19 protein-coding genes and 1 pseudogene are annotated in these 25,813 nt (G+C 49.7%); 15 read left to right on the top strand and 5 right to left on the bottom strand.

Annotated elements, in window-relative coordinates:
* Positions 1–60: 60 nt before the first annotated feature.
* From IXB28_RS04725 to nrdJ, 3 genes are all read right to left on the bottom strand, one after another.
* Positions 61–1,500 carry a flotillin family protein gene (locus IXB28_RS04725; protein WP_215617384.1) on the bottom strand — a complete coding sequence of 480 codons (1,440 nt, stop codon included), beginning with the start codon at positions 1,498–1,500 and terminating at the stop codon, positions 61–63.
* A 35-nt stretch (positions 1,501–1,535) separates the two neighbouring features.
* Entirely contained in the window at positions 1,536–2,231 is a 696-nt protein-coding gene (locus tag IXB28_RS04730; RefSeq protein WP_215617385.1) for an OB-fold-containig protein, read from the bottom strand.
* 186 nt (positions 2,232–2,417) lie between these two features.
* The gene (gene nrdJ, locus IXB28_RS04735) at positions 2,418–4,595 is read right to left on the bottom strand and encodes a ribonucleoside-triphosphate reductase, adenosylcobalamin-dependent (protein WP_215617386.1); all 2,178 of its coding nucleotides are present in this window, start codon (positions 4,593–4,595) and stop codon (positions 2,418–2,420) included.
* Positions 4,596–5,133: 538 nt separating this feature from the next.
* Between nrdJ and hpsE (IXB28_RS04740) the strand changes: the two genes are divergently transcribed.
* The 14 genes and pseudogenes from hpsE (IXB28_RS04740) to IXB28_RS04800 all read left to right on the top strand — a co-directional run bounded on the left by hpsE (IXB28_RS04740) (position 5,134) and on the right by IXB28_RS04800 (position 21,464).
* Positions 5,134–6,126 carry a hormogonium polysaccharide biosynthesis glycosyltransferase HpsE gene (gene hpsE, locus IXB28_RS04740; RefSeq protein ID WP_326520949.1) on the top strand — a complete coding sequence of 331 codons (993 nt, stop codon included), beginning with the start codon at positions 5,134–5,136 and terminating at the stop codon, positions 6,124–6,126.
* A 13-nt stretch (positions 6,127–6,139) separates the two neighbouring features.
* Positions 6,140–7,102 carry a hormogonium polysaccharide biosynthesis glycosyltransferase HpsE gene (gene hpsE / locus IXB28_RS04745; protein WP_215617388.1) on the top strand — a complete coding sequence of 321 codons (963 nt, stop codon included), beginning with the start codon at positions 6,140–6,142 and terminating at the stop codon, positions 7,100–7,102.
* 54 nt (positions 7,103–7,156) lie between these two features.
* Positions 7,157–8,098: a glycosyltransferase family 2 protein gene (locus IXB28_RS04750; RefSeq protein WP_215617389.1), complete on the top strand. Its 942-nt coding sequence runs from the start codon at positions 7,157–7,159 to the stop codon at positions 8,096–8,098.
* 119 nt (positions 8,099–8,217) lie between these two features.
* Positions 8,218–9,093, top strand: a complete 876-nt coding sequence (locus IXB28_RS04755) for a sulfotransferase family protein (RefSeq protein WP_215617390.1) — start codon at positions 8,218–8,220, stop codon at positions 9,091–9,093.
* 196 nt (positions 9,094–9,289) lie between these two features.
* Positions 9,290–11,263 (top strand): molecular chaperone HtpG, encoded by a 1,974-nt coding sequence (htpG, locus tag IXB28_RS04760; protein ID WP_215617391.1) that lies wholly within the window; start codon positions 9,290–9,292, stop codon positions 11,261–11,263.
* A gap of 264 nt (positions 11,264–11,527) precedes the next feature.
* Positions 11,528–12,241, top strand: coding sequence for a sulfotransferase family 2 domain-containing protein (locus tag IXB28_RS04765; protein WP_215617392.1), 714 nt, complete (start codon positions 11,528–11,530; stop codon positions 12,239–12,241).
* 221 nt (positions 12,242–12,462) lie between these two features.
* Positions 12,463–12,699 (top strand): 50S ribosomal protein L28, encoded by a 237-nt coding sequence (gene rpmB, locus IXB28_RS04770; RefSeq protein ID WP_215617393.1) that lies wholly within the window; start codon positions 12,463–12,465, stop codon positions 12,697–12,699.
* Between the two features lie 598 nt (positions 12,700–13,297).
* The gene (gene hpsA / locus IXB28_RS04775) at positions 13,298–17,827 is read left to right on the top strand and encodes a hormogonium polysaccharide biosynthesis protein HpsA (RefSeq protein WP_215617394.1); all 4,530 of its coding nucleotides are present in this window, start codon (positions 13,298–13,300) and stop codon (positions 17,825–17,827) included.
* A gap of 13 nt (positions 17,828–17,840) precedes the next feature.
* Positions 17,841–18,557, top strand: a complete 717-nt coding sequence (locus IXB28_RS04780) for a type II secretion system protein (RefSeq protein WP_215617395.1) — start codon at positions 17,841–17,843, stop codon at positions 18,555–18,557.
* Positions 18,558–18,583: 26 nt separating this feature from the next.
* Positions 18,584–19,582 (top strand): prepilin-type N-terminal cleavage/methylation domain-containing protein, encoded by a 999-nt coding sequence (locus IXB28_RS04785; protein WP_215617396.1) that lies wholly within the window; start codon positions 18,584–18,586, stop codon positions 19,580–19,582.
* A gap of 38 nt (positions 19,583–19,620) precedes the next feature.
* Positions 19,621–20,154: a pilus assembly FimT family protein gene (locus tag IXB28_RS04790; protein WP_215617397.1), complete on the top strand. Its 534-nt coding sequence runs from the start codon at positions 19,621–19,623 to the stop codon at positions 20,152–20,154.
* Between the two features lie 111 nt (positions 20,155–20,265).
* Positions 20,266–20,370 (top strand): annotated as a pseudogene (locus IXB28_RS16995) (type IV pilin protein); the annotation flags it as partial.
* Positions 20,371–20,814, top strand: coding sequence for a hypothetical protein (locus tag IXB28_RS04795; protein ID WP_246559609.1), 444 nt, complete (start codon positions 20,371–20,373; stop codon positions 20,812–20,814). It begins immediately after the preceding pseudogene.
* A 26-nt stretch (positions 20,815–20,840) separates the two neighbouring features.
* Positions 20,841–21,464, top strand: coding sequence for a class II aldolase/adducin family protein (locus IXB28_RS04800; RefSeq protein ID WP_215617399.1), 624 nt, complete (start codon positions 20,841–20,843; stop codon positions 21,462–21,464).
* A gap of 21 nt (positions 21,465–21,485) precedes the next feature.
* Here IXB28_RS04800 and mtnA read toward each other — a convergent pair whose 3' ends face one another.
* Complete coding sequence (gene mtnA / locus IXB28_RS04805; RefSeq protein ID WP_215617400.1) at positions 21,486–22,544, bottom strand: S-methyl-5-thioribose-1-phosphate isomerase; 1,059 nt, start codon at positions 22,542–22,544, stop codon at positions 21,486–21,488.
* A gap of 190 nt (positions 22,545–22,734) precedes the next feature.
* Here mtnA and IXB28_RS04810 point away from each other — a divergent pair, with 190 nt between their 5' ends.
* Positions 22,735–23,547: a sulfite exporter TauE/SafE family protein gene (locus IXB28_RS04810; protein ID WP_215617401.1), complete on the top strand. Its 813-nt coding sequence runs from the start codon at positions 22,735–22,737 to the stop codon at positions 23,545–23,547.
* Between the two features lie 218 nt (positions 23,548–23,765).
* On the opposite strand, the gene IXB28_RS04815 is transcribed toward IXB28_RS04810, so the two are convergent.
* Complete coding sequence (locus tag IXB28_RS04815) at positions 23,766–25,796, bottom strand: elongation factor G (RefSeq protein ID WP_215617402.1); 2,031 nt, start codon at positions 25,794–25,796, stop codon at positions 23,766–23,768.
* Between the last annotated feature and the right edge of the window lie 17 nt (positions 25,797–25,813).

A 25,813-nucleotide genomic window follows, 5' to 3' on the forward strand; every position in this document is an offset into this window, starting at 1 on the left:
TCAGGTAGGTCATGCTAGACCCACCGGCAACAATAATGAGCAGAAAGATCAACCCTGGCATTAGTGGTTATCCTTCGGATTGTCTGCAGCCACGGGGTTGAGGCGCTGTTGAAAATCTAAACTTTGGTGCAGAGTGCCGGTGACATCGATGCCCAACGTGTTGTCCACTTGTTTTAGAAACTGTCGCACCACATCGGGATAAACATTCACCAGGTTGGCGATAGACTGGCCATCGCCGTTGTCGATAACGTTGACATTCTGTAGATGAATGCGAGCGGGGATTTTAGCCGCTTCCCGCAGGACCATGTCAATCTGTTGAATCAAAAAGACTTGGGTGGCGTCGGTGCCGCTTTCGGCCCACACCTCAGCCAGCATGTCATTGACTAGGGCTGCGGCCTTGGCATTTTCTTCTAGGGCTGCGGCTTGGCCCTTGGCATAGAGTTCTTGCGCCTGTTTCGCGGCCTGGGCCGGCAGTACTTCATCGGCTTGCAGGCGTAAGCGCTCTAGTTCAGCCCTTACGGTTTGGAGCTTTTGCTCTGCGCGCGCCCGTGCTTCTTTTGCTGCTGCCGTGGTCCGTTCCTCTTCAGATTTGGCCCGTTCCTCTAGCTCGGCTTTGATTTTACGCAGTTCATTTTGCTTTTGCTGCACCACAGTGAGGGCCTGGGTTTTTGCCACTTCTGCCTGCTTTTGGCAGTCGGCTTCAATCCGGTCTGCTTCACCAACGGCTTCGGCTTCGGCGATCTCTGCATCACGAATGATATTGGCAATTTGGCGACGCCCGATGGAACTGAGGTAGTCCATGTCGTCGGTGACACTTTGGATTTTTAAGGTGTCCAGGTGCAGCCCCAGCTTGCCCAAGTCCTTGGCCACATCAGCGGCGATGCGTTCGGCAAAGTTTAGCCGATCTTCGTTTACCTGTTCTGGTGTGAGCAGGGCGACCACACCACGGAGGTTGCCTTCTAGGGTTTCTCGGACGACGCGTCGGATTTCAGAACGATTGCGCCCCAAAAAGCGCTCAATGGCGTTACCCACAACGCTGGGATTGCTAGAAATTTTGACATTGGCAATGGCCTGAATATTCAGGGGGGTGCCGCCTTTGGCATAGGCATTGGTGACTTCTACGGGAATGGGCATGGTGGTCATATCCATGCTCTGTACCCGCTCAATGATGGGGATAACCAGGGTGCGTTCACCAAAAACCACCCGATAGCCAATGGACTGTCCCCGTTTGTTTTTGTACTTGCGCCCCGAGATAATCAAAATTTGGTTGGGGTTGCAGATACGTAGGCAGGTTTTGAGTAATACAATCAGTGCCCCAACGCCCACTAGGCCCAGCAATAGGGCGCTTCCCCCAATAAATGCACCCACTTGGGCCGTATTTTGGCTGGCGTGGTTTAGGGGAATGGCCTGGGCTACTTCATAGCTGATAATGTCAGCTTCGGTTGTTTCTGTTGATGCTGGTAGCGGTTGTCCCAACAGAATGGGAGGAGTATGTTTCATTGGGTGAGATATAAATTTGTAAACTGTTGTGGAGATTATTGTTGTGTGGCAGTTTCCTCTGAAACGACCCACAGCCGGTTGTTGTCAACATTGATGATGAGTACTTTGTCCCCCGGTGCAAACTGCTTGTGGTCGTCTGTCAGCGCGATCATGTGTAGGACACTGCCGCGCAGTTCTAACTGCACTTTTCCTTTACTGTGTTGGTCAAAGGGGAGTTCGACGATGCCTACTCGACCGGCAAAATCTTCGGTGCGAATTAGGCTATCGGCATGGCGGCGAGCTAGGTGGCGTAGGGCAATGGCCAATGTTCCCCCTAGCAATGTACCCATGGCGAGCGCTGCAATAAATACGAGCAGCGGTGGCAGGTTGGACTGGACCCAACCGAGGCTGAGACCTGTGAGGCCAAAGAAAAAGCCGCCGACGGTCCAAAATTTGAAGCTAGTCAGGATATTGAGGCTAAAGACGTAGACTCCTTTTACTTGGCGTAGGAGCTGGAGGTCCGTGTCAATTTCGGCATCTAAGCTAGCCTCTGGACTGATGCCATCGGGCATACTGCTGTTAAGATCTGTGTCTAGATCTACGTCAGCATCGAGGTCTGCATCAAAGTCGGCATCGATTTCGGCGTCAAAGTTAGCTCCGGCATCGAAGTCGGTATCACTAGCGCCGCCTAGGGTGGCGATCGCAACAAAGACGCCACCGATAACAAAACAAAACCAATAAACTGACTGCACAGTATCTCCTTAGGGCTTATTCCCTAGTGGTAGTTAGATACAGGTTGTGACTTAAAAATTCCCGATATCTTGAACAAAAAAGGCACCCCCTAAGGAGTGCCCGTTGCTTATCTTCTACTGAAGGTGAGTGTGTGTTTCTCCCATTCAGCGGAAGGCTTGATTCACGGAAGAACGGTTGAGGTTTGCCTAACCAGGTTTTTTCTCTGGCAGCAAACACTTGTCAGAGTCACATCCAGCCGGCCCTGCCTCGATGAGTTCACCGGCGTCATAGCCTTCCAAGGCGGAGTGGAAGTTATCGGTTTTACGGCGACCCACAACTTCACTGCACAGTTCCTCATATCGGGCCTTGTCAATGGGCTCGAACGGCAGACGGGGGAACGTTTGTAGGTCATCAAAACGAGCTAGCAGTGCCGAAGAAATATAGCCCTCATCGTTTTCGACCGCCTGGTGAATGCGCTGGGCCAAGGGCTCAATTTCGTTTTCACGGAACTCGATGGTGGCGGAGGTGTTGTGGGCTGTGTAGTTGCTTTGCACCTGCATGTAGAAATCGAACTGGGCCAAGGCCGAGAACTGTTCAATGGCCACGGCATCTGCTCCAGGCAGGTTTGCCCAGGGCACTTCCACGGGCATTTCCACCAGCCACTCCGTGCAGCGTGGATCAAAGGGATCGTTGAGCAGGTTGCCATTTTCATCCTTATCGGATTGGGATGGCACCACCGAATAGCCGTAGTCGATACAGGCTAGGGCTACGGGATCGTCTTTGCGGAATGTGATGCGACGGATAAAGCGCTGGGACTTGGGGGGATGCCAGCCTGAGGAGGCACCACTGAGCAAGCTCTTTGTGCCAGCGGGCTGGACTGTGGTGCAGCGATTGGGGCGCTTGATGCCGTGGCGATCGCAATAGTCCCAAACCGTTTCATGGACAATTTTTTTCCAGCGGCTGAGATACTCTTTTTCCTTGGCCTTAAAGTCCAGTCCCTGCATTGTGTCTGGCCGACCCGCTTCCCACCAGTGGAGCCAGTCTACGCCAAAGGCCCGCACAAAGAAGTCGAATAGCCCGGTGAAGGACACCCCCACGATGGGATCTTCTAAACGGGAGTTTTGATAGCGCTGCTCAATAAACTGATGGTTTAGCAGGGCAGCCACCGCAATGCCACCGGCCCGAAATGCATCGTCCTGTTCCTGCACATTTTTCGGATCGAGCTGGTTCAAATGAATTTCCGCCAGGTTGCAGTGGAAGTTTTGACCAATAATTTCACCACAGGGGTTGAGTCCGTAACGGCCTTCCCCTTGGGCGCGGCGCTCAGCTTCCCCAGCCCACTGGATCGCCCCTTCCCCCGAATAAAACTGCTTGCGCACGGCTTCAGTCATTTCTTCTAGGGACGGCTTGGTGTGGAACACCCGAGTATGGTTGGCCATGCGCAGGGCGTCCCGTTCTGGGTCGATGCGCCAGTTGCCCTCAGAGTCTTGCTGCCACAAATTGTTCTTGGCATTTGCCGCCAGCTCATCCTGGCTGTCAAACTGGCGCATCCCGGCGGAGCGGCGGATATTGCCCGCCACCACGCAGGCCGCGGCTTCATCAATCAGTAGGCAGCATTCCACGGAATTTAGCTGGCGACCGATGGCCTTATTTAAGAGGTTGGCACAGCGGTTATATAGTTCGGGTAGCTTCACCGGGTTGGCCATGCCACCAAAGCCCTTTAGCTTTTCCCCCGCCGGGCGAACATCGCTGAGGCTTACCGTAATTTCAACATCGCCGGTAAAGCCTGCTTCGCTGGAGAGTTCCAAAATTTTCTGATACGACGCCACCCAACCGTTGCGGCTATCTCCCACACGGATTGTCACCCGGTTGCCATCGACGGTAACCTCGGTTTCCTCGCGGCGCTGGTCGGCCGGGGTGGTGCCCACATCCCCCGCCATGGTCACCGTTAAGTGATTGCGAATGGTGGGCAGCTGGTTGATGTACTTGGGCTCAAGGACCGCCCCGGTACCACAGCCCATCATGGCTAGATCCATCATCAACCCAAAGGAGCGCCAGTCCACGACGTTTGTGCTGGTGCAGTTATAGGCTCCCGAAAAATTCTTTTGCTGCTTGCTCCAATCGGTGCCGCCTACCCAGAGCCAACGACCGGACGGCAGTGCTTTCAATTCCCGATGCATACGCTGCACCAGCGTCTTCTCTGCGTCGGTGAGCTGACCTAACTCGACTAAGCCACCCAGGGTGCGATCGCACACGTCGTACCAAGACTCGCGACGACCATCATCTAAACGACGGCTGTAGGTGCGATAAAAAACAGGGTAGGCCGCTGGTGCAGTTTCAGGAAAAGGCGTTTTTGTCCGTAGCCGTTCTAACTCTTGAACCATTCGTCCGAGCTTCCTTGCGAATTTAGGGGGTTGAGTGGAGAAAATTAGAAGACTAACAACGGCACATATAGCGTTAGTCGCATCCTCAACAATCGTTAACACTCTAAATGTGCTTTGCACATGGAAATAAAGACTAACATCCCTAATCAAAAAAATCTAGCGTTTTGTATGGAAGGTAAAACACTAGATGTAGTGATTTGTGTATATAGAGAACTTATTCCTAATAAAGTCAGTCGATTCATACAAGCGGACAGGGTAACGCTGTGGCTTAATTTGTGTAGATATCTATCATTGTTGTCCAATGTAAAATTGGGTGACTGATGCGCATAGCAGCCGATTACATCGGTAAATCCCAGTTGTTAGGGTGTAGTTAGCGAGACATGACCCAAGCAGAATCAATTTGGGTATGGGTGTGGAGCTGTGGCATGGCTATCCTACGTATTTATGCCTAATTCTTCACGAGAACTTAACCGCAGTTAGCCCTTAGCTCCTGTAATAATGCTGTGAATCTACCAACTGCCCAATGAGCCACTCAGTCGTGTTGTCCTCTCCTGCTATAGAGACAGTGCATCGGCCGTGTAATTTCACCATTGCAATTTGCACCTACAACGGTGCGAAGAGGCTTCCCGCCGTTTTTGACCACCTAAGACAGCAGCTTGGCACCCAAGGCATACATTGGGAAATTTTTGTCATCGACAATAATAGTAGCGATGCCACGGCAGATGTGGTTCGCCAATATCAGCAAGACTGGCCGTCGGAAGTGCCACTGCGCTACTTCTTTGAGCAGCGCCAGGGAGCGGCCTATGCCCGACAGCTAGCGATGAAGTCGGCCCAAAGTGAATTAGTGGGCTTTTTAGACGACGATAATCTGCCCAATGAACACTGGGTCGCTGAGGCCTATGGGTTTGGTCAAAAATATCCCCATGTGGGAGCATACGGCAGTCAAATTCATGGCCAGTTCGAATGCGACCTGCCTGAGGACTTTGAGCGGATTCGTTCATTTTTTGCCCTCACCCAGCGCGGTGAGGCGGCCCATGTGTACCAGCCACGGTTGCGGGTGTTGCCCCCCTCGGCAGGGCTGGTCGTGCGTCGTCAAGCCTGGCTCAATAACGTGCCAGAGCAGCTCATCCTGACGGGGCGCCATGACGAGCAGATGCTCACCGGAGAAGACCTGGAGGCAATTTCCCATATTCGCCGGGGCAACTGGGAAATTTGGCACAACCCAGCCATGAAGGTGCGCCATCAAATTCCAGCCCATCGGTTACAGCGCAGCTACCTGTTGCCGTTTTTCCGTGGCATTGGCCTCAGCCGCCACGTGACTCGCATGATCAATATGCCGCTGTGGCAGCGACCCATTATGTTCTGGGTTTACATCGCCAACGATCTGCGTAAGGCGCTACACCATTTAGTTATCTATCGCAGCCTGCTCAAAACCCATACCGTTTCTGCCTGCGAACTGCAGCTATACCTCAGTAGTTTGATGAGTCCTTTTTATATCTGGGGCATCCTGATTAAGCGTCGATTTCGCTAACGGGCCTGGGCTGATGGCATCCCATTCAACGGTAACGGTTTCAGTAATACTCCCCACCTATAATGGCGCACAGCGTATTCCCGCTGTGTTGCAGCGGCTGTCTCAGCAGGTTGTGGCTGCCAACATTAGTTGGAACATTTGGGTTGTTGACAACAACAGCAGTGATGACACCGCTGCTGTGGTGCAGCAATATCAGCGGCAATGGTCTGCCTGTCCCCTGAACTATGTATTTGAGCCTCGTCAGGGCTTAGCCTATGCCCGTCAGTGTGGCATTGATAGTTCGGACGGTGCCCTGGTCGCCTTTTTGGATGATGACAATTGGCCCCCGGCTGACTGGGTAAACCAGGTGGCCGAATTTGGGCGGGGCTATCCTCGGGCTGGGGCATTTGGTGGTCGCATTGCGGGGGTGTTTGAAGGGGATACGCTCCCCGAGGATGTGGAGCCGCTTTTAGGCTTTTTGGCCATTCGCGATCGCGGCGAAACCCCCCATCCCTATCCCATCGAACAGCTCCAGTTTCCCCCCGGTGCCGGTCTGGCTGTGCGGCGGGATGCCTGGGAGCAATGTATTCCCCCAGTGCTGGTGCGCAATACCCGCGGGGCCGATGATTCCGAAATCTCCTGGCGCATGGTGAAGGCGGGGTGGGAAGTTTGGTATAACCCCTACACCACCATTGAGCACTTTATTCCCCAATCCAGGTTGCAACGCGCCTACTTACGCGCCCTTACCCATTCCTATGGGCTGTGCACCTGCGACCTGTTGATGATTGAAGCCTTGCCCTGGCAGCGCCCCATTTTGTTGCTCAAGTCTGCCCTGGGGAGTTTAAAGCGAATTTTCAAACACCTGGTGAAATATCGCCATCGATCGGTGGCAACGGTGGAAGCAGACTGTCTGCTGTCCTTTCATGTGGGCAATCTCAAAAGTCCGTTTTGGTACCTGTCTAAGCAATTTTTTAGCGTATCTAAATCCAACGCCTAGCATTGAGTCGCCATCCTGGCCACAACCCACCGCCGCCCTAACTTTTGAGCCCATATGCCAACTATTTCCGTTGTTATTCCGCTCTACAACGCCGAGAAAACGATTCAACTCACCCTGGATTCTGTTTTCCAACAGACGTTTGCCGATTTTGAGCTAATTATTATTGACGACGGATCTACCGATGGATCCCTCGAAATTGTCAAGGCTTGTCAAGATCCAAGACTGCGCCTTTTCTCCTTTGAAAATGCGGGGGCTGCCGCTGCGCGCAATCAGGGGATTGCCCGGGCTCAAGGGGACTATGTTGCCCTCCTAGATGCCGATGATGTGTGGACGCCGACAAAGCTTGCGGATCAGCTCGCTATTTTTCGCGAGCACCCCGAGACGGGCCTGGTCTACAGTTGGTCAGACTACATTGATGAAATGGGGGAGCCCGTGTGCCCAGGGAAGCGGGTGATTACCTCTAACGACTCTGAAGCCACCTATGGCAAGCTGCTGGTTTCCAACTTTCTTGAAAATGGTTCCACACCGTTGATTCCCCTCAAGGTATTAAGGGAGGTGGGTGGTTTTGATGAAACCCTAAGTAGTAGTCAGGACCTGGATTTATATTTGAAAATTGCCGCCCACCATAGCTTTGCAGCGGTGCCCAAGGTGCAGGTTTACTATCGCATTACCCCCGGTTCGATTACGTCTAAAATCGCCCGCAATGAACAAAAAGAGCTGGAATTTATCGATCGATTGTTCGCCAATGTCCCAGGCAAATTTCAGCACTTAAAGCGGCAAAAGCTCTCGAATCTCTATCGATATCTAATGTTGCGCTCCGTTGAAGATGGCGGCACCCTTGGGGATAGTTTCAGAGCCCTCAGGTATTTGGGCTGCCATGTTTTTTATACCCCTTCAATTCTGCTTCAGCAGTGGAAGTTTCTGATGGTGATGGTGAGCAAAATGCTCCTGGGTAGCGTGGCAAGGATAGGGGGGAATCCTGTTGCCAATCGCTAAGCCCAGACCGATGCGCCCCTGTGAGTCTGCTCTAGGGACGTTGGCCCAAAAACTTAGGCTAAAAACTTAGGCTAAAAACTTGGCCCTTATCAATCTTTAATCGCTAACTAGTCGCAGATATGACCGCCTTAAACACTCCCCCTACCATCTCTTCATCGCCGATTTTTGTGGTGGGGTGTGCCCGCTCTGGCACCACGTTGCTGCAAAGCTTGTTGGCCAGCCATCCTGAGATTGCTTCATTTCCGGAGTCGAAATTTTTTGTTGACCTGGTAAGGATGCCAGAGGAGCGATCGCGACGATATCAATGGGGCATTGTGGCTCCCCAACTGCGGTCTACCCTAGAAGCTTTTTTGGATGAGGTGGAGCACCCAGAGCTAAAACGTCAGCTGCCACGGTTACCCCTAATCAATTTATATGTGCAAAGCTTCAAGGCGATTTTTGCAAAATTGACCCAGCTCCAGGGAAAGTCTATCTGGCTAGAAAAAACCCCCGAACACCTACATCGGCTGAAATACATCGAGCACTATTTGCCAGGTGCCAAAATTATTCACATCGTCAGAAGTGGTACGGATGTGGTGGCGTCTCTCTATGACACCGCCCAGCGCTACCCGGAGCACTGGGGGACCACCTTTAAAACCGTGGATAGCTGCATTCAGCGGTGGACCGATGATATTGCCATTACCCAACGCCACTTACATAAGCCCAACCACACCCTGGTGTCTTACGAGCAGCTGGTCGACAACCCGACCGCTGAGGTCAAACGCCTGTGCCAGTTTGTGGGGGTTTCGTTCGATGCCCATATGGTTGACAACTATCGGAATACGTCTAATCAGCTGGTGCGATCGCGCGAAGCTTGGAAAGCGACTAATAACCGAGCCATCCAAAACACCAACTCCCAAAAGTTTTTATCCGTCTTTACCCCAGAACAGCAAGCCCACATCCGCCAGGCCGTAGCCCAGGTAGATGTACCCACACTGCCCGCTCCAGTGGCATAATGAGATCCCGGAGCTCACCCCAGAATGGACATAAGCATCAAACACAGTCGGTAAACCGAACCTAGAATGGTTGGTTTCTAGTCTTGAAAAAGTGTCGAAAAATCAAAAAAATAGACACTAATATAGCAATCTGCTGACTACACCAGCAGACTGCGTTCCCATATTTGACAAACTCACACAAGGCAAGGAACTCACTATGGCCACGGTTCTAGAGCAGGGCAACATCAGTATCCATACTGAGAATATTTTTCCCATCATTAAAAAATGGCTCTATTCCGACCATGAAATCTTTCTACGGGAGCTCATCTCTAACGGTGTGGATGCCATCAGTAAGCTGAATATGGTGTCCCGCAGTTCTGAATTTACGGGTGAGGTCGGCGAACCCGAAATTTCCATCGCCATCGACAAAGAGGCCAAAACCCTCAGCATCACCGATAACGGTATCGGCATGACCGCTGATGAAGTCAAGAAATACATCAACCAGGTTGCCTTTTCCAGTGCTGAAGAATTCGTTACCAAGTTCAAAGACAGCTCCGACGAAAACATCATTGGTCACTTTGGTCTAGGCTTCTACTCCTCCTTTATGGTGTCCGACCAGGTGGAAATCGATACCCTGTCCTATCAAGAAGGCGCCACCCCCGTTCACTGGAGCTGTGACGGCACCACCACATTTGAACTCAGCGATTCTGAGCGCACAGAGCGGGGCACCACCATCACCCTGCACCTGATGGAGGAAGAAGCTGAATATTTAGAAACAAACCGCATTCAGCAGCTGATCAAAACCTACTGCGACTTCATGCCGGTGCCCATCAAACTAGATGGAGAAGAGGCCAATAGGAAGATCGCCCCTTGGAAACAGTCCCCCAGTAGCCTCACCGACGAAGATTACCTAGAGCTATATCGCTACCTCTACCCCTTTCAAGAAGATCCCCTGCTGTGGGTTCACCTCAACACCGACTATCCCTTTGTCGTTAACGGCATCCTTTACTTCCCCAAACTCAAGCCCGATGTGGATGTCACCAAGGGGCAGATTAAGCTTTTCTGCAATCAAGTATTCGTCAGCGACAACTGCGAAGAAATCATTCCCCAGTTCTTGCTGCCGTTGCGCGGTGTTGTAGACAGTAGCGACATTCCCCTCAACGTCTCCCGTAGCTTTCTCCAGAACGATCGCACCGTTCGTCGCATTGCCGACTATATTGCCAAGAAAGTGGGCGACCGCCTGAAAGAGCTTTACCGTTCCGATAAGGCTAAGTACATTGAGTGCTGGCAAGATCTGGGCACCTTCGTCAAATTTGGCTCCCTCAATAACGATAAATTCAAGCAGCAGATTGCCGACTTTATTATTTTCCGCACCACCAACCAAGTGAGCGGCGATGAACCCAAAGTAGAAGTGCAAGCTGCAGAAGACGATGCTTGGCAGTCTGCCGAGGGCGAAAATGCGGCGGCAGATGCTAAAGGCAACCTATACACCACCCTCAAGGAATACCTAGAGCGCAATCAAGAAAAGCACGAAAACCGTGTTTTCTATGCCACCGATGAAGTCTCCCAAGCGACGTATATCGACTTGCATAAGCGCCAGGGCCTAGAAGTCCTTTTCCTAGATTCCTTTATCGATACCCATTTTGTCCCCTTCCTAGAACGAGAATATTCCGATGTTAAGTTCTCCCGTGTGGATTCCGACCTGGATAACACCCTAATTGACGAGTCCGGGGGGGACATTGTCGACCCTGCCACCAACCAAACCAAGGGGGAGCGGGTTAAGGAACTGTTTGAAAAGGCGTTAGCCAAGCCTAAGGTCACGATTCGTACCGATGCGCTGAAAGCCGATGATGCCCAAACAGCGCCTCCAGCCATTGTGCTATTGCCCGAAGAAATGCGCCGCATGCAGGAAATGATGGCCATGATGCAGCAGCAAACGGCACAGTTTCCTGAAGAACATACGCTGCTGGTAAATACGGCCCATCCCTTGATTCAAAACTTGCTAGACATGAGTCAAGGCACCATTGTTCAGGCCGATGGCACCGCGTCCCCCACGACCGCAATGGCTAATATGATTTGCCAACATGTCTATGATTTGGCACTCATGGCCCAAAAAGGCTTTGACGCTGATGGAATGAAGTCCTTTGTGGAGCGTTCTAATAGCTTGCTAACGGGTCTAACTAAGGCCTAGGAGCTGGGTTGGAGGATAGGCCTTCAACCGCTAAAACCAATCCTGCTGGTCAAATGCGAGGTTAGTAGCCTGCCATGGACCAGCAGGATATTTACTAGCAGGATAAAGCTGCCGTTGCTTATTCAAGGCCCAAGTCGCTCTGTCGAGTTGGCCCATGGCCTAGATATTGAGAATAAAATCATACTGGGGATCGGCAACGCCATAAATTTAAGGGCACACTTTACTCGGATGCGGCTTCAATTCTGTTAGTCAGACCTTAGGGATATGATTATTTCTCATAAATATAAGTACATTTTTATCAAAACCACGAAGACCGCAGGTACCAGTGTCGAAATTGCCCTGTCCAAATTTTGTGGTGAAGATGATGTGATTACGCCCCTCATGGCAAAAGATGAGGTGATGAGGAAAAAACAGGGGGGCATGGGGCCGCAAAACTTTGAACATCGCCGCAAGTTGAGCGAATACTATAAAGGGGATTGGTGGCGTTTAGTGACCCAGGGCAAGCGGCCAAAACATACCTTGTTTTGGAATCACATTACGGCTAAACAAATCAAAGCAAGAATCTCGCCCGATATTTGGAATAGCTACTATAAATTCTGTTTTGTGCGTAATCCGTGGGATAGAGCAGTCTCGAGATATTTTTGGAATATAGAACGGGACGGTGTTCAAGAAAATCTAGACGACTCATTGCAAAACAACGACCCCAACTCTAACTTTGAGATTTACTCCATAGATGGTCAAGTCGCCGTGGATTTTGTGGGTAAGTACGAGAATCTGCTGGCAGATTTAACCACCGTCTGTGAGAAATTAGATATTCCTTTTGGTGGAGAATTGCCTAGGGCAAAAGGTACATCCAGGAAAACCAAAAAGCATTATTCCGATATTCTCAGCGCTGCCCAGGCAGACTATATTCGTCAAAAATGCTCCCAAGAAGTTGAGCTATTCGATTATCAGTATGCAAAAGCCAGCCAGGTGTAGAAAAGCGCGTATATCTTGCTGGGAAAATTTATCTGTGGGAATAGGCCGTTTTTAGAGCCGAACGGCTCACTGCGCCGTTGCGCTATATACCGAACATTAGTAAAATTGTAAGCTGCTCTATTTATTTGCGAGTCCAAGGAATGCTGCCTGTGGGTGAAGCAAAGTCAAAATGAGTGCAAACAATAGTTTCGGTTGCTTCAGTTCTTTAGGAGTTGGTTTTCATGAGTCGTAAATGTGATTTGACTGGCAAAAAGGCAAACAATGCGTTTGCAGTGTCGCACTCCCATCGACGTACCAAGCGTCTGCAGGGTGCTAACTTGCAGGATAAGCGAGTGTGGTGGCCCGGTGGCAAGCGTTGGGTAAAGCTGCGTCTATCGACCAAAGCGATCAAGACCCTTGAGAAGAAAGGTCTTGAGGCGATGGCTCGGGATGCGGGCATTGACTTAAATAAGTATTAAGTAGGGTTAGTGCTGAAAATAGCTAATTACTTGTGATTTTCAGCTTTTAACGTTCGCTTCGTTAATTTGAAAGCAACTCCAAATTTATTGTGCGGTCGTTCAATGCAATTGAACGACCGCACAGTTTTTATGGCCAACAATGGCGTTATGGTCGTTCTAAGAAGTAGATGAATATACTGAATTTTTGACGACGTTCTGAAAGTTTTGCTACAACGTTTAAACACCACAAAACCCTGGGAAATATCAGGAAAATTCATGATAAGTTCATCAGTCCTTAATGTTGGCTGTCGATGCTGGTTAAAGGTCTGAACCTTTAAACCCTCAAGACATTGGCCGTATTTTAGAATTTTGAGCTTATTTATGGGTTTGTCGTTGTAAGTCAATTTATCCAATGGCTTTCAGGGCTATGGCTGAATTTTATTTGCAATTAAGATTTGTGGAAGTATTTATCCCTCGATGGGGTAACCTCTACCTTGCATGCACTGATTAGTCGCAGCTTGGCAGTTCTAGTGTGTTGCATCTCTGTTGATGAAAGTCGCGATCGCAAAATGCGAGTAGCAATTTAAGTACTTGATCATCCTCCGTTTTTGATTGACTTATGGGCCGTCGAAACTTTAATTGGCAAAGAATCAAGCAGCGTCCGCTCAACTATTTCATGTCGAGCGTTCTGCGATGGCTGATGTTGCTGTCAAAAACTGCCAAAACATCAAGTGCAGGTTTTGTATTGCCAACTACGGTGCTACTGCTACTAGTGGTTAGCTTGACCATGGGAGCCCTCAGCTTCCGATCTTTTAGTCGAGTTGAACGCACCATCGCGATCCGTGATCAAAAAATTGTTGATAGTTTTGCCGCACCAGCCATCGATAGGGCCAAAGCGAAACTAGAGTATCTATTTACCCAAGACGATCGGGTTGCTACCAAGCGGCCGCCTTCTAGCGATGACCTTTTCCAGGCCCTAACTTCCCAGACGGCTTCAGGTTCTGCAGTAGATCCCTACACCCTGCCAGATGAAACTGCTCTTGATATTGATGGAAATCCTGGTGTTGATCCGGCATGGTCATTTGAGTTTGAAGGCAACACTGTTGTCTATTCTTTGCTAGTCGCCCATGAAAGACCGGTTCTTGGTGGTGGTACCGGAACGGTTTCTTTATCCAATGATGATGCTTCAGCCAAAGCAGAGGTCTTAGTTACTCGCAATGCTCCGATCACCACAACAGATGGCGGCTTTGGCTGTGCTATTTCTCGTTTAGCTGGTGATGGGTGGCAAGAAGGCCCCTCAAATCTTCAAAAGAATTTTCAGGTCAATGTGTTGACCATTAAGGGGGCTGGTGGACCGAACAAAACTGTTAGCGCAGCTGAATATCAGCAGGTGCGTAGTTCGCCAAAGGGTAATAAATTTGGGGCATATTTCAGATATGACCTAGATATCTCTCCTGGTGATCCGTTCCGGTGGAATGGTGCAATGCATTCGGAGTCTAATGTTATTGCAGGGCGAAATTTACAGGCCTATCTAGTTAGTTCCCCCGAGTCTTGTATTTTCAGTCCAGATAGCTCTGAAATTACCATTAGCGAATCTGATTTTGATGGCGATGGTACGGGCGATTACAGGGGCAACTTAATTGCCGGTGTTGTTCGAGATAATGCTTTTGATATCGATGATGCCGTCAGATTTCATACGGATGCAGCGCTCGATGCAGCTGGCAATGTGACTGTAACCGAAGTCAACTTTGATGAAACAATAGATTCAGTTAATGCTAGTAATAATGCTCAGAATCTAGATGATACCTATGCCGATCCGGTTCAAATTTTTACGGAAGACGTGACGAAGCAGTTAGATGGCAGTACTTGGACTGCTGTGTACCCTATTGGTGATACGACCAAAAAGCTGTTAGACGATCGTGTTCTTAATAAAGATGACACTACCCGTCCGTTCTTGGATGATGGGTATAGAGCGGATGATAGATATGGTCCCAAACCCCGCTATAACGCCTCGAAAGACTTGGCTGGTAATCTTATTGGCGCACAGATTCCGCTTTCTGATGTTGAGTTAACGGGCTTTGATAAGGCGGCTGGGGAATATGGCCTTGATGGCTATTGGGAAAGACGTTCTATTGCTGAAGGTTTGAGGGTTATTGTTGGTCAACGCTTAGAGCTGGGTAATCAGTTTGGTTGGAAAGGTCAAGAAGCTGATCCGAACGATAACGATCCTCTTTATCCGCCTGCTACGATCACTGAACTAGTCAGGAACAATGATGGTAAGCGATTGAAAGGTCCTTCTGAAGCCAGGCAGCAAAAAAGCTTGCGGGATAACCTTTCGGCCGTTCAGGGAATGGTGGCTTATCACTATTCCGTCAATGATGGTGAGATTCCATACTTTTGTATGGCGTCGACGGTGCACCCAGGGACTCAACAGTCTCTAATTGACAGCCGAACGTTTAATAATTATCCATCTCCTGCTGCTCGTAAAGAAATCAATTTCTTTACAGGGCACGGTACTAACGGTTGGGAATTTAATTTTCCCTATACAGCTGGTGACTATGCCAGTGGTCAACCCTTGGGCGATGCCTTGAGAAACCTTAAAAATTTTGCTGGAGATCCTCAAGGGGGGGCGCCGTCCTTTACTCCCGTCCAAGGAGAACAAGGGCAGCCAGATGAGTTTGTTCATCCTTATCCCTATTTGGCTATGTGGGGAGACTTTTCAGTTCTGCGACGTATTTTGGATTTGGGTACTCCCTATAGCGATCTAAGCCCTGCTGATAAATCAACCCTTGATAGCACTGCTTGCACCCTTGGTATGCTGGCAAGAAATGTTGAGGATCTGAAGGAGGAATATACCGCTATTACCTCAGATGGTGCCGTTTTAGATGATATTGCAACGGCCCTTGGTACGGTTACTCCTGGTGGTCAGGCAAGTGAGTGGTTAGCTCCGTTACCTGACCCAGACGATCCGTTGACAACAGCAACTGATGCTCTGTTGACTCGGAGAGCTAGGGTTCTAGCCTTGTATCGACAAATTGTTCGCGACAGAAGGTTTGGTTTCCTAGTCCCAATTACAAATACATGTGTAGCAGCCACTGATTTTGCTAATGCTTCTGCAGCTAATCAGACTAAGTTGATGGATGCGTTTTGCTCCACTGCTCAACTGCCAGCGTATCCATCTCTTTACTATGTATTGCCTGAATTTAAGCATGAACAGGCCGGAGATGATGGCACTACAGGTACAGCAGGATATGCAACTTTTGACACCACTCAGCCAGCTGGCGAGGAGTACATATCTGAAGGAGGGGCGGCTACCAAGTATGTTTTTGATACTGCCGTAACCACTGATGTGAATAATGCAGTTGTTTACGAGGCCATTGATACAAGTCTTCTGGATTTAACTCCTGCTGCATCACCTAATGATTTTCAGCAACCAACTGCTTCTGGCGGTGGTTTAGTTGCCCCCAATGACTTTGCTTCTACAACGGCAACAGATGATGAAATTCGTAAGAGTCTTACCCAGAGTGAAATTAAGGATGGGGCAACTGTCTATGAACTTGCATTTTTAGACAAGGCAATGATGGATGGTCGTCAGCAAATTAATGTAAGAGTTTTAGATCTGGACATTGGTAAGCTGACCCTGGATAAGCCAGCTGCATTCGGCAAGGATTCAAGTGGTCTAGATGTTACTTGGATTCCTGAAGAAGAAGGTCTTTTTTATGCTGCTCGGGAAGATGCTGTGCGAGAGGATAGCGTTGTTCGCCCAAGACGAGATACTTGGGCGAACTGTCAGAACTTTGCGAACCTGCAAACTGGCAACTGCACCATGGATATTGAACCAACTCAAGCAAATCAGGTTGGGACCTACGACCCTCCTCTCAATTCAACAAACTCCATTAGTCCTAAGCCGGTTGATATGTATCCAGACCCAGACCGACGCCCCCATGGTTTTCGACTGGTGAATGGATATAACTTGAACCGTTCAGGTGATGATAAAGCAGCCGGCATATCTTTTATTACCGATAATCCGGCCTATATCTACGGGGACTTTAACCTGCATCAATCCTATGGTACTCCAGTAGATCCAGCGACTGGGACCCCTACGGTGATTGAGGAATTTACCACCACCCTTGATACCACCTTTGCATCTTATGGTACTGGTAATGCTGATCGAACAGCTGCCAAAAACCTCTTTTACGGTCGAGACACCTTAGACACTAGATTCGCGGATGGTGACGAAGATACTTGGAGAGCGGCTGAAATTTTTGCAGATTCCATCACTATCCTTTCTAATGAATTTAGGGATGGCTGGATAGAAGATGCCTACATACACGGCATTGGAGCTTCAGTAGGGGTACCAAAAGTTGCCTCCTCCTATGTCAACTACAACCGCTCCAATAAAACGGCTGATGAGAGTCCAGATCGTTGGCTACGGGAAGATAGCATTGATGCTGCTCAATGTGACACTGCCACTGGTGGCGATTGTTCTTTACCAATTCGGTTTAATCGAAACGGGGTATCTAAAGGTTGGAAGAATAGTGCTGCAACCGGCCTCCCTGCCATAACCTGTGCAGCTAGTGCATTTGGGGACTATCCAAACTGTTTTAATAACGACTTTATCGATGTTAATGACACATCAATAAGTAAGACAGCCCCAAATGACATTGCAAATGCCATTAAAGAAGAGCGTCAAAAAAATCAGGTGACTCCACCAGATAATGTGCGTGTGAATGCTTTGCTGGTTGCTGGTATTGTTCCAATGCGTCAAAACCAGACCTACGGTGGCATTCAAAACTTTCCAAGACTATTGGAGTATTGGGAAAATAAGAACCTGATTATTTCAGGCGGTTTCTTCCAGTTGAACTTTAGTACCCAAGCAACAGCTCCCCAGGATCAGGATGCTTGGGAGCCTGGAGCTGTACCCATAGCAGGATTGAACAAAAACCCTTTCTACAACCCAGCTAAACGTATTTGGGGTTATGACGTGGCTTTCCAATACACCAGTGTGGCGCCCATTGCCCAGAGATTTGTCTCGGTGGGTCGTCCTCGAAGTGAGTTCTATCGTGAGCTACCTCTAGATGATGCTTACATTCAAAATTTGTGCGCAGCTACAGATGCTGGTGGCAATGCTGTAATTTCCTGCAATTAGTAGAGGTTGTTCAATGATTTTGAAAAATTGGCTTCAGTACCGACGAAAGCAACAGATGTTTGATATACCTTCGCATGGTGACGTGCTGGATACTAATAACCAAGGACTTACTTTGATTGAGTGTTTGGTGGCTATTGCAGTCATAGGTATTTCCATGGCTGTTACGGCTCCTATGATTGTTTTGTCAGTTGCGACACGCACCCAAAGTCAACGGGCCGATCAGGCTTTGCAAATTGCCCAAGCCGAGGTGGATCGCATCAGGTTTACCGTTATTAATAACGATACGTATGCTGTTTCGGCTGCAACGGTGGCGGTTAATAGTGTGGGTAATTTTGTGGCTGTTGCAGCACCAGAAGATATTAATAACGCTGCTTACTCCACAACATCAGCTGCAGCAAAAGGAATCGATGTCGATGGGGATGGTAACCCAGATTATGCAGCTCAGATTTTTAAGACCGTTGGCAGTACTGTTGGTACAACGCCCGTAGCGTTTGACCTTGGCGTTAGAATTTACGATGCTGATGCGGTTAATACTAAAACGAGTGCTCAGCTAGATGTAGACCAAGCGCGAATTGGTCTGACCAGTGGTGAAGGGCAAAGAGGTACGAAGCCACTATCAGTTATATATACGAGTGTTATTAAAAGTGACACATCTCGATCCCTCTGCGACTATCACAACTTTATTGATAGTGTGCAGGGCACAACAACTTCGTCCCCATCTCAGTGTTAAGCAACGATTTCATTGAAATTTACATCATGGCAAAGTCTAATTTTCGCATGTTGCTTTACAAGGTCCTATTGCAGACTAAAGGTCGGCAAACCTCTTCCAATCTAGGGTTTACTCTGATTGAGTTGTTGGTTTCCATTGTCATCGCAGGGATAGTGGTATCGGGGCTGCTTTTTGTTGTGGTTGAGCTACTTCGCGTAGATCAACGCGAAGTAGCTCTAGATCAGGTTCAAAGCGATATGCAACGGGCCATAGACTATATTGCCGATGACCTCAAAGAAGCCATTTATGTCTATAGCACTCCTGCAACTGTTACTTCTCAGCTGGTTAATTTAGATAATGATATAACCACTAATAATGGAGTTCCTGTCTTAGCCTTTTGGCGCACCGATCCCATTGAGGCTGCTGAAATAGCGTCTCTACCATCAGGCTCTGAACCCGATGGCTGTCCTACAGGTGACACGGCCTGTTCTGCAATTAAGGCGCGTAGGGCAAGTTATACCCTAGTGGCGTATTACCAAACCGAGGAGTATGGGGCTTGGGAAGGAAATCCACTAAAACGTTATGAGTTGGCTCAGTATGATGATTTAGCCGCAGGATACGACCTAACACCAGGTTTTACAGCACCCTTTAATGCGGCAGGAAGTGCTAACGATTTTGCTGGTTGGACTGCTTCTGGTACGGGGGATGATGGTACTCGAAATGTGTTAGTCGATTACGTATCAGCTATTAAAAACACGACTAATGATGCGCCTAATCCAGTGGTAGATTGCCAAGCTTTCACAGATGATTCGGCCCATGTACTCTCTCCTGCAGATGCCACTGAGAATACGGGATTTTTTGCTTGTGTAAGACCAACGACCGTAACGGGTACGGGAGGATTTAGAACTAATCAGGATGTGTTTCTTTTCTTGAGGGGAGATGCAACCCCGGCTAGTAGTTTTTTGCAGCCTGCGAGTGCGGGCAGCCGATTGCCTATCTTACAAACTCAAATTAAGTTAGGCGGTGTGATTGATCGAGATGAGTAGTTGGAAGTTTGAGCGGATATACGAGTTAAAAAATAAAAATGGCCTATAAAAAGCTACTTCGATCTACTTCTAGCACTGCTGGTTTCTCAATCCTTGAGATGTTGGTTATCGTCATTATGGTCGGTATTCTAGCTGCTATAGCTGCTCCGGGATGGTTAGGCTATCTCAATCGTCAGCGCATTAGTCGAGCCCGTGGTGAGCTTGCTCAAGCTTTACAACAAGCACAGATAGACGCTAGTCAGCAAAATCAAACTAGGGTGGTTAAGATCTCCTCTGCTAATCCGCCTCAAATAGAAATTTCTTCAACGCCTACTGCCGCTGGTAGGGTCATTGAGTTAGGTGAGCAAAATTCTGAGTTGAATTTGACTGGTGGTGGACCTTCAGGTGGTGCGGCTTCAGTGTCCTTTGATTACAAAGGAACTGTTACCAGTGGTAATTTGCCTTTTGTCTTTAGTGTTACCAGTGATAATGCAAGTGCCAATAATGTGCGCTGTGTCGTTGTTTCCACGTTGCTAGGTAATCTGGTTCAGGCTGAAGGAAATGAGTGTAATGACGTATCAGGGCTTAACTGATGGTTAAAATCACTGATTTTTGCTGATCAAGCTAAATTTTGGCGAAAAGTAGTGTGAATTTTCCCTCTTGTATGCCAATCCTTGAATTATCCTCACGGATTATTTCAGGGTATGTCAAAGCATTTTTTCTTATTCAATCAGAGGCGATCTAGGCAATCGGGCTTTACGTTCATAGAGATTTTGGTGGTCGTTGCCATCGTCGGGATTTTGGCGGGTATGGCGTTGCCTGCATGGAACCAAGCCTTAGGAAAATGGCAGGTGTCTGATGCGCAGCAGCAAGTGGCGTCAGCTATTCGCAATACGCAGGTAAAAGCTCAAAGTAGTAGTGCCAATTGGCAATTTAGCATTTACGAAACAACCTCTGGCGAGGTTCAGTGGTCCAGCCATCCCCAAACCGGTATGCCGACGAATTGGACCAGGGTGGGCAATAGCGCCATAGATATTGATTTAGCCGATACCACCCTCGATAGCAAAAGTGGGGCCTATTATATCCGGTTTGATTATAAGGGCAACTTAGCGTCTCGAACACGTACGCTGACGTTAACGCACCGTAGCTTTCCGGGCATCAAACGCTGTTTGATTATGTCTACGATCTTAGGGAAAATGCGTTTGGCCACCGAGCAAGAGAATCCGAGTTCTGCAGGGCGATATTGCCATTAAATTGGGAATAGCATGCAGGTGAAACAATGACTCAGAATTCTGTGCGAGACGAAGGGGCCATTAAATATCAGTGTCATTGGCGGCAGACGGAGCCATTGCCGTTAGACCCTTACCAAGCGTTGCTGAGCTATCGCGATCGCACCTACATTGCAGGCCTCATCGGCGTTTACCCCGACGGCATTGGCTATGGCAATATTAGCTGCCGTTGTGCTGACAATCCCGACCACTTTGTTATTTCAGGCACCCAAACGGGGCATATCCCCCAGCTCACCATCGACTACTACGCCAGGGTAACGGCGGTAGATTTGCCCCAAAATACAGTCACCTGCGAAGGCCCAGTAAAAGCCTCTTCTGAATCCTTAACCCATGGCAGCATCTATCAGCTGATGCCAGCTGTGCAAGGCATTATCCATGTGCACCACAAAGGCCTTTGGCAAACATTGCTAAACCAGGTACCCACCACATTGCCAACGGTTCCCTACGGCACTCCGGAAATGGCAATGGAAATGGAACGACTGACGCAGGAAAGTAGTTTGTTAGACGACAAAATTTTTGTGATGGCAGGCCATGAGGATGGTGTTGTTACCTTTGGTGAGTCCCTCGAAGTCGCCGATAAGATTCTCCAAAGGTACTATCAACCGTTGCTGTAGGTAGCTTGGGATGATGCGTTCTCAGGCCGCATACAGCTGCTGCAGATTACTCTCAAATGGAGCCTGAACAATGCCCCGCTCTGTAATGATGCCTGTTACCAAATGGTGAGGGGTGACATCAAAGGCAGGATTACGATACTGAATATTGTCTGGGGCGGTACGGCGCAGGCCAAAGTGGGTGACTTCCGTTTCGCCCCGTTCCTCAATCACAATGGAGTCGCCTTTGGCGGTGGCAAAATCAATGGTGGAGTAGGGACACGCTACGTAAAACGGAATATTGAAATGGTTGGCCAAAATCGCAACGCCCAGGGTGCCAATTTTGTTGGCCACATCTCCATTGGCGGCCACCCGGTCGGTGCCAACGATCACCAGGTCAATCAACCCTTGGGACATAATGTGGGCTGCCATGTTATCGCATAGCAGGGTGACATCTATGCCAGCCTGCTGCAGTTCCCAGCTAGTCAGGCGTGACCCTTGCAGCAGCGGTCGGGTTTCGTCGGCATACACCTTAAACGAAATACCCCGTTCATGGGCCAGGTACATGGGGGCGGTGGCGGTGCCCAGTTCGGAGGTGGCGAGGGAACCGGCATTGCAGTGGGTCAAAATGCCCATATTGGGCTGAATTAGGGGCAGACCCTGCGCCCCGATGCCACGGCATAGTTGGCGGTCTTCCGTATGGATTTGCATGGCTTCTTGCTCTAGGCGATCGCAAATTTCGGCACTGGGTCGATCGGCTAAGGAGTTGGCCAACTCTACTAATCGGGTCAAGGCCCATTTGAGATTGACAGCGGTGGGGCGGGCGCTATCAAGATAGGCGGCATTTTTTTCAATGGTCCGCAGCAAATCTCTGGAATTTAAGTGGGTTTTATCTTTGAGGCTCAGAACCAACCCATAGGCCCCGGCGACACCGATGGCCGGTGCCCCCCTCACTTTCAGCTGTTTGATCGAATCCCACACCTGTTCAATGTGGTGCTGTTCTTCAAAAACGGTCTTGATGGGGAGCTGGGTTTGATCCAGCAGGGTTAAGGTGCCGTTATTCCAGGTGATACTTTTTGGCAGATTGAGGTAGTTTGCAGCCATGGGGATCTAGTCCGTCTAAATAGTGGATTAGGAGTGAATTAGGGCGATTGCCTACGATGGGCTTGGCCGTTGGAAAAATTGATTTGCTGCCAGTAAAAACCGTTTAGTCTGGATTTCTTGAAGTTTGGGGACAAATTGGCAACGGCAGAAAGTATAGAATACTGATTGGCCCTTTTGTTGTTGCGATCGCATGAGCTATTTAGATTTTGCCCTATTTGCCTTGTTAGGTATTGGTGCTGGCACCATGGCCGGCATGTTAGGCATTGGTGGGGGCATGATCATCGTACCGGGGCTATTTTACCTATTTTCATTGATGGACTTGCCCAGCTATGCCTTGATGCACCTAGCCGCAGGCAGCGCCATGTGCATTATGATTTTTACCTCCGCATCGTCCACCTTGTCACACCATGCTCAGGGGGATGTGCAATGGGGTATTTTTGGCCGCATTATTGCGGCGATTGGTACGGGGGTGGTGCTCGGTAACCTGCTCTCCAATCATCTAGATACCCATTGGCTAGAAATTATTTTTGGTGCGTTTCTACTGTTCGTATCCGTCAAAATCTTGTTGGATTGGAAACCCGCGTTTGAAGAGACTACGGTTCCTCCCCTATGGGTGACAGCGTTGGTGGGCGCCATCATTGGCTTCAAGTCAGGTATTTTGGGCATCGGCGGCGGCGCCATCAGCGTCCCCTTCTTGCTTTACTGTGGTTTGCCGATGAGTAAGGCTAGCGGCACATCCGCATCGTTTACCTTGCCCATTGCCATTGTCGGCACCCTGTCATTTTTGTTGTTTTCCCAGGGGTATACAGATATTGAGTGGGCCACCGGCTACATTTACTGGCCAGCGGTGGCTTTGGTCGCCCCATTTACCATGATTGGCGCACCCATTGGCACCAAGCTATCCCATTCGATTTCCCCCCAGCAGCTACGACGTATTTTTGGCTGGCTGTTGGTGGTGATTGGTCTGCGCATGTTTGGTGGTGGTGTGCAGTTTTTTGCCTAGGGGCAAAACCTGCACGAGAAACCCCTGGTAGGGGCGTCCCATGCAACGTCCTACCAGGGGGAAATGGTCACTAGATAATGGTTAGGCGTTTTCTCGCAAAGACTATACCGGTTGAAGGCCCCCCTAGCCCCCCAATCCTGGGGGGACAAGATTCAAAGCCCCCAAAATTGGGGGGTTGGGGGCCTGGGTAACTGGTAGCTTTTTTGTCAGAAATGGCCTTAGCGGCTGTTACTCACCTCAGTGACAATTTTTTTCTTGATTCGCTCAGGGACCGCACTTAGGTGGTCGTACTGCCAGCTAAAGAAACCGACACCCATGCTTAAGGAGCGTAGCTCCAGGATCAGCGTTTGCATCTCAGCAACAGGTAGCTGGGCCGATACTTCATCCCAACCAGGCCAGTTGTGCTTATTGTCGTAACCCATTACCTGGCCACGGCGACCGCTAATTAGCGTGAGCACATTGGAGGTAAACCGATTGGGCACTGACACCGATAGCGAAGCAACCGGTTCTAATAAGGTGGGCTGACATTCCGGTAATCCGGTCTGCATTGCTATCCGCGCTGCCTGTTTAAAGGCTTGGTCGGAACTGTCTACATGGTGGTACGACCCATTTTTGAGGGTGACGGAAACATCCACGACCGGGAAGCCCAAGGGCCCCTGCTTGAGAAATTCCCTCACACCGGTTTCGACACTGGGGATATATTGTCTGGGGACGACACCGCCCACAATTTTCTCGTTGAACTTAAAGCCTTCGCCTCGGGGTAGGGGATTAATGTCGATGTAGATATCGCCAAACTGGCCGTGGCCCCCGGTCTGGTGCTTATAGCGACCGCGAATGTCGACTTTGGCATGGCGAATGGTTTCTTTGTAGGCGACCTGGGGCACATGGGTGGCCATGGGTAAGTTGTATTTGCGCCTTAGCAAGTCCATGGCAATTTTCAGGTGCACATCCCCCTGTCCCCACAGGATCACTTCGTGGGTATCGCCGTGCTGTTCCCAATGGAGGGCCGGATCTTCGTCTATGAGTTTATTCAGGGCACCGCTGAGTTTGACTTCATCGTTACGGTTTTCTGCGGTGAGGGCTAGGGAATAAACGGCGGGTAAAATGTCCGCCTTGGGTAGGCTCTGGCTCGTTTCAACGGTGCTGAGGGTGTCGCCGGTTTTGGCATTTTCTAACCGGGCGATCGCAACGACATTACCCGCTTCTGCGGCACTGAGGGCCTGTTGCTGATTGCCCATCAAGGAATATAAACCGCCCATGCGGTCTCCCCCCAGGCTGGCCCCATCCTTGAGCGTACCCCGCCACAATCGGGCTAATGACAGCTTGCCACCCTGGGGACTGTAGTAGGTTTTGAGAATTTGCACCAAAGGTTCACTGGCCTTTAGGTCGATGCCTCGCCGTTCCGCCGTCACTTGAGGTTCGGGGGTTTCGCGCACCAGGGCATCCAACAGTGGACGTACCCCATAGTCATTAGACGCCACACCCACAAATACTGGCACCACTAGGTCGGCGCCCAGTTCCATTTTTAGGTCTTGGATAATTTCGTCTTCTGGCGGATCAATTTCTTCGAGCAGTTCTTCTAATAGGTGGTCGTCGAAGTCAGCCAGGGTTTCTAACATTTCTGTGCGGGCTGCTTTTTCCTCTGCCGCCAGTTCTTCTGGCAGCGGCACCGGGTCAGCGGCAGCACCCGCATGGTAGTGATATGCCTGTTCGCTAACTAAATCGATAAACCCAACCAGGTCCTGGCTGATGCCAATGGGATATTGATGGGGCACTAAGGGACGACTGGAGACCGATCTCAGCGCATCCAGCACCTCAGCAAAGGGGGCACTGGCCCGGTCCATTTTGTTGAGGTATACGACGTGGGGAATCTCCCACTTATCTAGAAAATGTAACAGCGGAGATACGGTGAGGACTCGGCTGGGATCGGGTTCACACACCACAATGGCCGCATCCACTCCCATCAGAACATGTAGCGGTTCCTGAAGTAGTTCGATGGAGCCAGGGCAATCGAGAAACGTAAAGCGAATGCCGCCGTACTCAGTACAGGCGGCATTTGTTTCGACCGTCATTTGGCGATTGCGAGCTTCGGGCGTATGGTCACCAACCGTATTGCCCTCCGGGATGGAGCCTTTACGAGAGATGGTACCGGTGACCGAAAGCAGACTCTCAAGCAGGGTGGTTTTTCCACTTGAGTAAGGACCCACAATCGCCACGTTTCGTGAACGAGATACAGCGGCTTTTGCCATAGGTTTACCCCTTTTTC

Origin of the sequence: Leptothoe kymatousa TAU-MAC 1615 (assembly GCF_018739865.1) — a bacterium.
In the GTDB taxonomy this organism is placed as follows: Bacteria; Cyanobacteriota; Cyanobacteriia; order Phormidesmidales; family Phormidesmidaceae; genus Leptothoe; species Leptothoe kymatousa.

What these genes read in the sequence shown, in the direction of transcription:
- hpsE (WP_215617388.1), top strand. Translation starts at nt 6,140, where the DNA reads ATGGCATCCCATTCAACGGTAACGGTTTCAGTAATACTCCCCACCTAT.
- IXB28_RS04765 (WP_215617392.1), top strand. Translation starts at nt 11,528, where the DNA reads ATGATTATTTCTCATAAATATAAGTACATTTTTATCAAAACCACGAAG.
- IXB28_RS04785 (WP_215617396.1), top strand. Translation starts at nt 18,584, where the DNA reads ATGGCAAAGTCTAATTTTCGCATGTTGCTTTACAAGGTCCTATTGCAG.
- mtnA (WP_215617400.1), bottom strand. Translation starts at nt 22,544, where the DNA reads ATGGCTGCAAACTACCTCAATCTGCCAAAAAGTATCACCTGGAATAAC.
- rpmB (WP_215617393.1), top strand. Translation starts at nt 12,463, where the DNA reads ATGAGTCGTAAATGTGATTTGACTGGCAAAAAGGCAAACAATGCGTTT.
- IXB28_RS04815 (WP_215617402.1), bottom strand. Translation starts at nt 25,796, where the DNA reads ATGGCAAAAGCCGCTGTATCTCGTTCACGAAACGTGGCGATTGTGGGT.
- nrdJ (WP_215617386.1), bottom strand. Translation starts at nt 4,595, where the DNA reads ATGGTTCAAGAGTTAGAACGGCTACGGACAAAAACGCCTTTTCCTGAA.
- IXB28_RS04750 (WP_215617389.1), top strand. Translation starts at nt 7,157, where the DNA reads ATGCCAACTATTTCCGTTGTTATTCCGCTCTACAACGCCGAGAAAACG.
- hpsA (WP_215617394.1), top strand. Translation starts at nt 13,298, where the DNA reads ATGGGCCGTCGAAACTTTAATTGGCAAAGAATCAAGCAGCGTCCGCTC.
- IXB28_RS04755 (WP_215617390.1), top strand. Translation starts at nt 8,218, where the DNA reads ATGACCGCCTTAAACACTCCCCCTACCATCTCTTCATCGCCGATTTTT.
- IXB28_RS04780 (WP_215617395.1), top strand. Translation starts at nt 17,841, where the DNA reads ATGATTTTGAAAAATTGGCTTCAGTACCGACGAAAGCAACAGATGTTT.
- IXB28_RS04810 (WP_215617401.1), top strand. Translation starts at nt 22,735, where the DNA reads ATGAGCTATTTAGATTTTGCCCTATTTGCCTTGTTAGGTATTGGTGCT.
- htpG (WP_215617391.1), top strand. Translation starts at nt 9,290, where the DNA reads ATGGCCACGGTTCTAGAGCAGGGCAACATCAGTATCCATACTGAGAAT.
- IXB28_RS04800 (WP_215617399.1), top strand. Translation starts at nt 20,841, where the DNA reads ATGACTCAGAATTCTGTGCGAGACGAAGGGGCCATTAAATATCAGTGT.
- IXB28_RS04790 (WP_215617397.1), top strand. Translation starts at nt 19,621, where the DNA reads ATGGCCTATAAAAAGCTACTTCGATCTACTTCTAGCACTGCTGGTTTC.
- IXB28_RS04795 (WP_246559609.1), top strand. Translation starts at nt 20,371, where the DNA reads ATGGCGTTGCCTGCATGGAACCAAGCCTTAGGAAAATGGCAGGTGTCT.
- IXB28_RS04725 (WP_215617384.1), bottom strand. Translation starts at nt 1,500, where the DNA reads ATGAAACATACTCCTCCCATTCTGTTGGGACAACCGCTACCAGCATCA.